6 protein-coding genes and 1 pseudogene are annotated in these 9,639 nt (G+C 66.6%); 2 read left to right on the top strand and 5 right to left on the bottom strand.

What is annotated here, in order from left to right; translation table 11 throughout:
* Positions 1–344: 344 nt before the first annotated feature.
* The 5 genes from DBR34_RS10715 to DBR34_RS10735 all read right to left on the bottom strand — a co-directional run bounded on the left by DBR34_RS10715 (position 345) and on the right by DBR34_RS10735 (position 8,227).
* A complete protein-coding gene (locus DBR34_RS10715) occupies positions 345–3,167 on the bottom strand; it encodes a TonB-dependent receptor (RefSeq protein ID WP_128096777.1) in 2,823 nt (940 codons plus the stop codon).
* Between the two features lie 423 nt (positions 3,168–3,590).
* Positions 3,591–4,901, bottom strand: coding sequence for an ABC transporter permease (locus DBR34_RS10720; protein WP_128096778.1), 1,311 nt, complete (start codon positions 4,899–4,901; stop codon positions 3,591–3,593).
* Between the two features lie 9 nt (positions 4,902–4,910).
* Positions 4,911–6,071, bottom strand: coding sequence for an ABC transporter permease (locus DBR34_RS10725; protein WP_128096779.1), 1,161 nt, complete (start codon positions 6,069–6,071; stop codon positions 4,911–4,913).
* Positions 6,072–6,085: 14 nt separating this feature from the next.
* Complete coding sequence (locus tag DBR34_RS10730; RefSeq protein WP_038691046.1) at positions 6,086–6,775, bottom strand: ABC transporter ATP-binding protein; 690 nt, start codon at positions 6,773–6,775, stop codon at positions 6,086–6,088.
* Between the two features lie 216 nt (positions 6,776–6,991).
* On the bottom strand, positions 6,992–8,227 hold the full coding sequence (locus DBR34_RS10735; RefSeq protein WP_128096780.1) for an efflux RND transporter periplasmic adaptor subunit: 1,236 nt from the start codon (positions 8,225–8,227) through the stop codon (positions 6,992–6,994).
* A 204-nt stretch (positions 8,228–8,431) separates the two neighbouring features.
* Here DBR34_RS10735 and DBR34_RS10740 point away from each other — a divergent pair, with 204 nt between their 5' ends.
* Positions 8,432–9,331, top strand: coding sequence for an ABC transporter ATP-binding protein (locus DBR34_RS10740; RefSeq protein ID WP_128096781.1), 900 nt, complete (start codon positions 8,432–8,434; stop codon positions 9,329–9,331).
* A pseudogene (locus tag DBR34_RS10745) lies at positions 9,328–9,639 on the top strand (ABC transporter permease); the annotation flags it as partial. The gene DBR34_RS10740 and the pseudogene DBR34_RS10745, both read left to right, overlap by 4 nt.

Here is a 9,639-nt window from a genome sequence, read left to right on the forward strand (position 1 = left end):
GCTGCCCAGCGAAGAAGGTCCGGCCAGATACAACAATCTCAAGCAGGAACGCACATGGAAGCGACGTGCTGTTGCTCCAGATGTTTCTGTGAGAGCCCGCAATGTGTCTTGGGCTGGTGGGAGGGAGTTGGCGGGGCCGTTGGGCGCCATCGATGGCGCTCACGAGCCTACAGGGACGTACTTGCGGCGTGTCCCGCCAACTCCCTCCCACCAGCCCAGCCCGACAAACGCACGGTCCCGCACTGCTCTTGATTTAGGGCTTCCAGCTGAAGGAAACAAAAAAGGCGGCGCCCGAGGGCGCCGCCTTACTTCCATTCAACGGCTTGGAGAGAGTAAGCCGTGGATCAGAAACGCTGCTGGTACTTCATGTACATGTAACGGCCGATGTCGAAGCCACCGTAGTAGGTGAAGCTGCTGTTCGGCTGGCTGTACATGATCGGACCCTGGTGGTCGAACACGTTGTTCATGCCCATCGAGATGGTGCCGTTCCACGGCAGGATGTAACGCATCTGGATGTCATGGAAGGTGTTCGAACCTACCTTGTTGATGCCCTGGTTGCCGGTGTACGGCGAGCTGAAGCCCGGGTTGCTGCACTCGGTCGCGAACGCGCAGTTTTCCTGCATGCCCGAGTAGTAACGTGCCGTCCAGCCCAGGCCCAGATTGCCGTACTGCCAATCCAGGTTCAGGTTCGAGCGCACGCGGAAGTTGCCTTCCCAGCCCGTGTACTGCCGCACCGGCGTCGTATCGACGTTGTCGTTCTTGCGCTCCAGGTAATCCACATACGTGGTGTTCCAGGTGATCGCGAACTTGCCGATCGCCAGCTCCGGCAGGCGGTAACGCACCGAGATGTCATAGCCGGCCGTTTCCTGGTAGCCCGCGTTGAGCAGCGTGCGGTCCAGGCTGCTCACCTGACCGATCGTCTTGCCCGACTTGCTGCGGGTGAAGCGGCTGCATGCCGCGTCCACGCCCTGCACGTAGCACTGGTTGAGCATGTCCGTGGCCGACTCACCGACGATCACGTCGTTGATGCGGATCTTCCACCAGTCCAGGCTCAGGTCCAGACCCGACACGAACTCCGGGCTGTACACCAGGCCCACGGTCCAGGTCTTGGCGGTTTCCGGCTTCAGCTCGGCGTTGGAGCCGGAGGTGAAGTCCGTACCACCCTGCTGGCCCGGAACCGTGGCGGCATTGCCGTCGGCGGCGAGCTGGTGGAAGTTGGCCGGAACGCCCTTGGCCAGGCAACGTGCCAGCACCTGCGGGTTGCTGGCGGCGGCGCCGAAGGTCATGTCGCACGGATCGGTGTACGAATCACGCGTGGTGACCGTGCCGCCGTACAGATCTTCCACCGTCGGTGCGCGGAAGCCGGTGCCGTAGGTGGCGCGCACCAGCAGGCTATCGATCGGCTTCCACTTCAGGCCGAACTTGGTGTTGGTGGTCGAACCGAAGTTGCTGTAGTCCGAGTAACGGGCCGCCATGTCCAGCGACAGCTCGCGTGCGAAGGCCATGTCGGCCAGCAGCGGTACCTGCAGTTCCAGGTAGGCTTCGTTGAGCGAGTAGTCGCCGCGGGTCGGCTGGCCGGAGGTGCCGGCAATCTGGCCCTTCTGCACCATCATGTCCGGGTCGTAGCTGGCTTCTTCGCTGCGGTGCTCGAAGCCCATGGCACCCATGATGTCACCGGCCGACAGGCTGAACAGCGAGCCGGAGATGTTCGCGCTGGCCACCTTGGTGGTGCTCTGGATCTTGTCGGTGAAGCGGGTGAACAGGAAGTCCTGCACGTCCTGGTTGCCCAGTGCACCCGGGCCGGTGTAGCCCATCGGGGCCAGCGGATTCCACGGCGTGCAGCCGGCGATCACGTTGCCGACGCTGCCGCAACGGGCCACGCCATTGGCATCCAGGAACGACGGACCAACCGACTGGTTGACGTTCGGCTGGTACATGCTGCCCGTGCCGATGCGCTCGCCTTCGTTGCGGTTGTACATGTAGCTCACGTTCCAGTCCCAGTACCGCGAACCGGTTTCGAAGCTGCCTTCCACGCCCACGCTGGCGCGCTTGGTGGTCAGGTTGTTTTCGGTGGCGCGCGGCAGTTCTTCGGTGCGGTGCGCGAACGCCACGTCACGGCCGAACGGGTTGAACGCGCTGTCCTTGGACAGCAGCGCACGCGAGCCGGTGCTCTGGTACGGGTAGCCGGCCAGCTGCTTGGTCGACTCACGCTCGGTGTACAGCGCGTCGGCCACCAGGCGCAGGTTGTCGTTGATCGAGAACCCACCGTTGGCGAACACCGACTTGCGCTGCAGGCCGGTGAGCAGGCTCATGTTGGTCTTGGTGTTGGCGTCGTTGGCCTTGTTGGCCGGCACGAAGTTGCCCAGCTGGGTCGGGTCGCCGCCCGGGCCCACGCTCAGGTTCTTGCCGTCCACGGTGGCATAGCCCCACGGGGTGACGCCGCTCAGGCCGTCGGTCGGGTGGCGCGGACCGTTCGGGTAGGCGGTGAATTCACGCGCGCTGCCCAGCACGGCATCTTCGTCGGAGTACTCACCGCCAACGGTGACCCAGCCACGGTCGAAGGTCTTGCCGAAGGTGGCGCTGTAGCCGGTCTTCTGGCCGTCGCCTTCGCTGTACTGGCCGACGTAGGCGTTCACTTCCGCGCCGTCGAAGTTCTTGCGGGTGATGATGTTGACCACGCCGGCGATGGCGTCCGAGCCGTACAGCGCCGAGGCGCCGTCGGTCAGCACTTCCACGCGGTCCACGATCGAGGACGGGATCGAGGCGAGGTCGGAATAGCCGGCGGCGGACACGCCCATGCGGCGGCCGTCGATCAGCACCAGGCTGCGTTCCGGGCCCAGGTTGCGCAGGCTGACGTACATGCCGCCGAAATCGCGGCCCGACTCCAGCGAGTTGGCGCGGCTCATCGCCGGCGCACCCGCGGCGGTGACGTCCTGCAGGATGTCGGCGACGTTGACGTAGCCCTTCTTCTCGATCTCGGCGCGGTTCAGCGCGACGACCGGCTGGGCGCTCTCGACGCTGGCCTGGCGGATGCGCGAGCCGGTGATTTCAATGCGATCCAGATTGGTGGTGCCATCAGTGGCGGTCTGGGCGAAGGCAGGGGCACTGCAGCTGGCAACAAGCGCGATGGCAATCGCGTTGCGCAGCGGGTGGGTCTTCAAATACATCCGTGCGATATCTCTTTTCAGTAAAAACAAGCGCCCTTGCGGGCGACGTGGGGAACAACATCACGACGCGGGGGGCGGGAGTCTAATGACTTTTCAAAATTTTTACTTTCACTTGAAAGCATAAAAACAGCCAAAAATGAACGATGGCTGACAAATTCGCGGGTTGGCGAACTATCTTTTTCCAATGCACGCCGTCGTGTGTGCAGTGCATCGCAACGATGCAGGCAGAGGCACCGATAACGGCGATGCACCCTGCAACTTGAGTGCCGGCAGACGCGCGCAACGACAAACGTTCAGCATCCTCCCCCCGGTAGAGCCACCCCACGGGTGGCTACGCAAAAAAAAACCGCACCCTTGCGGATGCGGTTCGTGGCCTGCTATCGCGTGTGCGCAAACGCGCGCGCGGGTGCCTCTATTGCGGTCTCAGGTTTCGCGCAGTGCGGTAGTGATCGGCAGGCGCGCGGCTCGCAGCGCCGGGAACAGGCCACCCACCAGCCCGATGCCCAGCGCCCACTTCAACCCCGTCCACAACAGCTGCGGCGACACCTGGAACTGGAACACCACCTGGCTGAAGTTGTTGCCCAGCGTGGACACGGTGTAGTTGTTGAACACCAGCCATGCCACCAGACCGCCGAGCAGGCCGCCAAGCAGCGCCAGCAACATGGTTTCCAGCATCACCGCCGTCACCACTGGCAGGCCACGGAACCCGATCGCGCGCATGGTGGCGATCTCACGCGCGCGCGTGGCCACGGCCGCATACATCGTGTTGAGCGCGCCGAACACTGCGCCGATGGCCATGATCGTGCCGATCACCGTGCCCAGGATGCTGATCAGTTTGCTCAACCCGCCGGACTGCTTGCTGTAGTACGCGCGGCTGGTTTCCACGTCCAGCTTCAGCCGCGGGTCGGCCTCCATCGCCGCCTTGAAGCGGGCGAACCCGGCCGTGCCGTCGGTGCGCACGTTGACCGACTGGTAGGCACTGCGGTTGTAGGTGGTGGACAGGGTCTGGGTGTCGGCCCACAGCTCGGACTCGTGCACGTCGTTGGAGGCGAACACGCCCACCACCGTCCAGTCCTGCTTGCCCAGCTGCAGGGTCTTGCCCACCTCCAGGCCCTCAAACTGCGCCTTGGCCCCCTTGCCCACCACGATCTCGCGCAGGCCGGGTTTGAAGCGGCGGCCTTCAATGATGCGGATCGTGTTGCGCACCTCCCAGGCCTTGTCGCCGACCCCGCGGAACTGCACGTTGGTGTCGCTGTGGTCGCTGCGCGAGAGCAGGCTGATCACCTGCGACAGCTCGGCCGACACCAGCGGCTTGCCATCGGTACCTCGGGCCACGCCGGGCAGGCTTTGGATCAGCGGCAGCTGGTCGCGCATGATCACCGAGTTGGTCTCGGCCTGCGAACCACCGCGCAGCACGATGGCCACGTCGTCGCTGCCGCTGCGGTTGAGCGTGGCCTTGAAGCCGTCGCCCATCGCCAGCATCGCCACCAGTACGCCGACCACGCCGGCAATGCCGACCACGATCACCGACGAGGCGCCCCAGCGCTGCGGCAGGCTGGCAATGCCGATGCGCGCGGCCGCCAGCGACAGCCGCCCGCTGCGGGTCAGCAGCAGCCAGGCCGCCAGTGCCACCGCGATAACCAGCACCGCCGGCCATGGCAGCACGATCCAGACCCCCAATGCCACCGCCAGCAGCAGCACGGTCAACACGTTCCACATCCAGTGCGTCTTCATGGGGGCTCCTCAGCGTCCGGCCAGTGCGTCGACGATCTTCAACCGCTGCGCGCGCAATGCCGGCAGCAGGCCCACTACCACGCCGATCACCGCCATCAGGCCCAGCGCCATCGCCCAGGTCTGCACCGGTACGCCCGGCAGGCTGATCATGCCTTGGCTGTTGGCGCTGATCGCCGGCATCAAAATGGCGGCCAGACCCATGCCGATCAGCCCGCCCAGCACGATCAACAGCACCGACTCCACCATCACCAGCACCAGCACGGTGCCGTCCTTGAAGCCCAGTGTCTTGAGGATGGCCAGTTCCGGAATGCGTTCGCGCACCGCCTGGGCCATGGTGTTGCCGGTCAGCAGCACCAGGGTGAAGAACACCGCGGCCATGATGCCGGTGACGATCAGCCCGATGTCGGCGAACTGCTTGGCGAAGGCCTGCGAGAATGCCGCTTCGGTCTGCGACTTGGTTTCGCGGTCGGAATTGAGCGACAGCGCATCGATCGCCTGGGCCACGCGCGAGGCATGGGCCGGGTTGTCCAGCTGCACGGTGTAGAAGCTGACCTGGTTCTTGATGTAGTCGTTGGACTCGTCGAAGTAACTCCAGTGGAGCAGCAGCTGGTTCTCCGCGCCGGCGTTATTGCGGTCCTTGGCCCGGTAGATGCCCACCAGTTCCAGCGGCCAGTCATTGCTGCCCTTGCGCGGGAAGATGGTGGCCTGCATCGGAATCGTGTCGCCCAGCTTCCAGCCGAAGCGCTTGGCCAGGGTCTCGCCCACGATGGCGCCGGTGCGGGTGTTCTTGAACGCCTCGGCCTGCGCCGGCGGCAGCTCGAACTCCGGGTACAGGTCCATGTAGTTGTCCGACACCGAGAAACTGGGGAAGAAGTTCTTCGGGTCCTGGTAGATGCCGCCGAACCACATCGCGTAGTTCACCTTGCGCACGCCCGGGGTGGCTTCGATGTCACGCAGCAGGCGCAACGGCAGGCTCTGGGTGATCGAAAGCTTGGAGGACACCACCAGCCGCTTGGCGCCTTCGATGGTTTCGCCCCCGGAGTTGAACGCCACGCGCACCGAATCGAGCATGCCAAACAGCAGGAACGCGGCCACCACCGACAGCAGGGTCAGCAGCGTGCGTGTCTTGCTGCGGAACAGCTGGGCCCAGACCAGCGAGAAATACTTCATCGCGGCATCCTCCGTCAGTGGGCCGCTGGCGCGCTGGCCAGTTCGCCCTTGTCCAGGTGCACGGTATGGGTGGCGTACTCGGCGGCCTTGGGGTCGTGGGTGACCATGATGATGGTCTTGCCGTGCTCGCGATTGAGCTGCTGCAGCAGGCCCAGGATCTCCTCGGCCGACTGCCGGTCCAGGTCGCCGGTGGGTTCGTCGCAGATCAGGAAGGTGGGGTCGGACACGATCGCCCGCGCGATGGCCACGCGCTGCTGCTGGCCGCCGGACAGTTCATTGGGGCGGTGGCTGCGGCGGTCGGCCAGGCCCACCAGGGTCAGCGCGATCTCGGCGTTGCGCTTGCGCTGGGCCGCGCCCAGATGGGTGAGCAGCAGCGGCAGTTCCACGTTCTTCTGCGCGGTCAACATCGGCATCAGGTTGTAGAACTGGAACACGAAGCCGACGTGGTGGCTGCGCCAGGTGGACAGCTGGCCGCCACTCATGCGGTCGATGCGTTCGCCTTCGATCTCGATCTCACCGTCGCTGGGCGTGTCCAGCCCGCCGATCAGGTTGAGCAGGGTGGTCTTGCCCGAGCCGGATGGGCCCATCAACGCGACGAAATCGCCGCGCTGGATGTCCAGGTCGATACCGTGCAGCACCTGCACCTTCTCGGGGCCACGCTGGTAGGTCTTGGTGATGTTGCGGAGCGAAACCAGGGTCGACATGGACGGTTCTCCGTGGATCAGGGCGAATCGAGGGCGGCGCGGCATGCGGCATGCGCCTGCCTGCGGCGGAATGAGGGCCGTGCCCGGGTGGGATGCGCAGTGGCAGACAGCGGCCCGCCTGCGCGCCTGCTCGGCACGGGTAGCGCACGTTCCAGGCCGCGCGCGGGGGCGCGCGGGTCACACACTGCGTCGCGCCGCCCAGCGGGGCGGCACGGCTTACTGCTTCGCTTCCACGACCTTGCCGCCGTCCTTCAGCTCCGCCGGCGGGTCCAGCACCACCACCTCGCCCGCGCTCAGCCCCTGGCTGACCTGGCGGTCGGTGTTGAGCGTGGCCCCGGCGGTGACCGTGCGCTGTTCCACGCGCTGGTCGTCCTTCACCACGAAGGCCACGGTGTTCTGGTCGCGCTCCACGAGGGCGGCCGCCGGCACGCGCACGCCCTTGGGCGCGGCCGCCTGCGCCGGTTGTGCGGCCTCCAGGAAGCTCACCCGCACGCCCATCTCCGGCACGATGCGCGGGTCTTTCACCTTCAGCGCCACGCGTACCTTGACCGTGGCCTTGCCGCGGTCGGCGGTGGGAATGATGGCGATCACCTCGGCCGGAATCTTCCAGTCCGGGTAGGCGTTGAGCGTGGCTTCGACCGGCATCTTCGGTTGCACGCGGCCAATGAACGACTCGCCCACCTCCACTTCGATCTCCAGCGACTCCATGTCCACGATGGTGCCGATACCGGTACGGGTGAAGCCACCGCCGGCCGACAACGGCGACACGATCTCGCCCGGCTGCGCAGCCTTGGCGGTGACCACGCCGGAGAACGGCGCGCGTACGGTGTTGTTGTCCACGCCCAGGTCGGCGATGGCCAGTGCGTCGTTGGCCACCTTGGTATTGCGCTCGGCGGTGCGCAGCTGCGCGCGCAGGCTGTCACGCTGGGAAATGGCCAGGTCGAACTGCGAGCGCGACACCAGCTGCTGGCCCACCAGCGTCTGCAGGCGGCCGGCTTCGGCGTTGGCCTGCGCCACCTGCGCCTGCAGCCCGGCCAGCTGGCTGCGCGCCGCCTCCAGCTGCGAGGCCGACAGGCTGCGCTGGGCGTTGGCATCGATCGGGTCGAGCGTGGCCATCACCTGGCCTTCTTCCACCCGCATGCCTTCTTCGATCATCACCTCGCGCACCTTGCCGGTGATCTTGGCCGACACCGTGGCCATGCGCCGCGCCACCACGTAGCCGCTGGCATCGAGCACCGAACCGCTGGCGCCGCCCTGCTGGATGGCCACCACCGGCGCGGTGGTCACCTCGATCGGGCGTTGCCGGCCGAACAGAAACCAGCCGATGCCAGCGAGCAGCAGCACGGCGACGATGGCCAGCCCGATCCACAGCCCACGGCGGGGCGCGGACGGCGGCGGGGTCGCCTTGCGGTCGATGCGGAGTTCCTTGAGCAGTTCAGCGGATGCGTTCATCGTGAGTCTGGACGGGGAATCGGGCCGAGTGTGACCGCAACGGCGGCCGGGGACAAACCGGCACCGGGCCGGGGAGGTGCACAGCATGCCCGCCGACCGGGGGCCACGGCAGTGACAGCTGTCACCTGCTTGCGCTGACGGTGGCCACTGGGACCGCGCCCGCCGTGGCGCGACGCTGTGCCGAACCCGTCACGGAGTGTCCCGATGTCTGTTTCCTGCCCGACTGCCCTGGCCACGCTGCGCGATGCGCAGGTGCATTACGGTGCTGTCGCCGCGCTGCAGGGCGTGAGTTTTTCGCTGCAGCGTGGCGAAGTGCTGGCCCTGCTCGGCCGCAACGGCGCGGGCAAGAGCACCGCGATTTCGGTCCTGCTGGGCCTGCGCGCCCTTGATGCCGGCCATGCCGAGCTGCTGGGCGGCGATCCACAACAGCGTGCCAGCCGGCGCGGTATCGGGGTGATGCTGCAGAGCACCGCACTGCCGCCGGTGCTGCAGGTGGACGAACTGATCGCGCTGGCCAGCGCCTGCTACGACGACCCACGCCCGCTGGCCGAGTGCCTGGCACTGGCCGGGCTGACCGATCTGGCACGGCGCCGTTACGGCCAGCTGTCCGGCGGTCAGCAGCGCCGCGTGCAGTTCGCCATAGCGCTGTGCGGGCGGCCGCAGCTGCTGTTCCTGGACGAGCCCACCACCGGCCTGGACATCCAGGCCCGGCAGGCCCTGTGGCAGGCGATCCGGCAACTGTCCAGCGAAGGCTGCGGCGTGCTGCTGACCACCCATTACCTGGAAGAGGCCGAAGCGCTGGCCCAGCGCGTGGTGGTGATCGAACAGGGCCGGGTACTGGCCGATGGCCCGCTGGCGCAGTTCCGCCAGCAGCTGGCCCCGCGCCGGATCCGCTGCCGCAGCGCGCTGGATGCCGACGTGCTGAAAACCTGGCCCGGGGTGCGCGAGGTGCAGCGCGATGGGCTGCGCCTGCAGCTGTTGGCCGAACCGGCCGAGCCGGTGGTGGCGCGACTGCTGGCTGAAGACCCGCAGCTGCAGGAACTGGAAGTACATGGCGGCGGCCTGGCCGACGCCTTCGTCGAACTGACCCGGGAGGCCGCATGAACACCCTGACCACCGTACCGACCGTGCACCCGCGCGCGTCTACCTGGCGGATCTACCGCGCCGAAGCGCTGTGCGAGCTGCGCCGTGCCTGGCGCACGCCCGCCTTCGCAGTGCCCTCGCTGCTGTTCCCGGTGCTGTTCTATGCGCTGTTCGGCATCCTGCTCGGGCGCGGCCACGCGCCACAGTATCTGCTGGCCACTTACTGCGTGTTCGGTGCGATGGCCCCGGCGCTGTTCGGCTTCGGCGTGCAGCTGGCGCTGGACCGCGAAGGCGGCCTGCTCACGCTGAAGCCGAACAGCGCCGGGGCC

This window comes from Stenotrophomonas sp. HMWF003 (genome assembly GCF_003061285.1).
In the GTDB taxonomy this organism is placed as follows: domain Bacteria; phylum Pseudomonadota; class Gammaproteobacteria; order Xanthomonadales; family Xanthomonadaceae; genus Stenotrophomonas; species Stenotrophomonas maltophilia_AP.

Bases quoted from the DNA above. Each gene is read 5' to 3' on its own strand.
- DBR34_RS10715 (WP_128096777.1), bottom strand. From the start codon at position 3,167: ATGTATTTGAAGACCCACCCGCTGCGCAACGCGATTGCCATCGCGCTT.
- DBR34_RS10720 (WP_128096778.1), bottom strand. From the start codon at position 4,901: ATGAAGACGCACTGGATGTGGAACGTGTTGACCGTGCTGCTGCTGGCG.
- DBR34_RS10725 (WP_128096779.1), bottom strand. From the start codon at position 6,071: ATGAAGTATTTCTCGCTGGTCTGGGCCCAGCTGTTCCGCAGCAAGACA.
- DBR34_RS10730 (WP_038691046.1), bottom strand. From the start codon at position 6,775: ATGTCGACCCTGGTTTCGCTCCGCAACATCACCAAGACCTACCAGCGT.
- DBR34_RS10735 (WP_128096780.1), bottom strand. From the start codon at position 8,227: ATGAACGCATCCGCTGAACTGCTCAAGGAACTCCGCATCGACCGCAAG.
- DBR34_RS10740 (WP_128096781.1), top strand. From the start codon at position 8,432: ATGTCTGTTTCCTGCCCGACTGCCCTGGCCACGCTGCGCGATGCGCAG.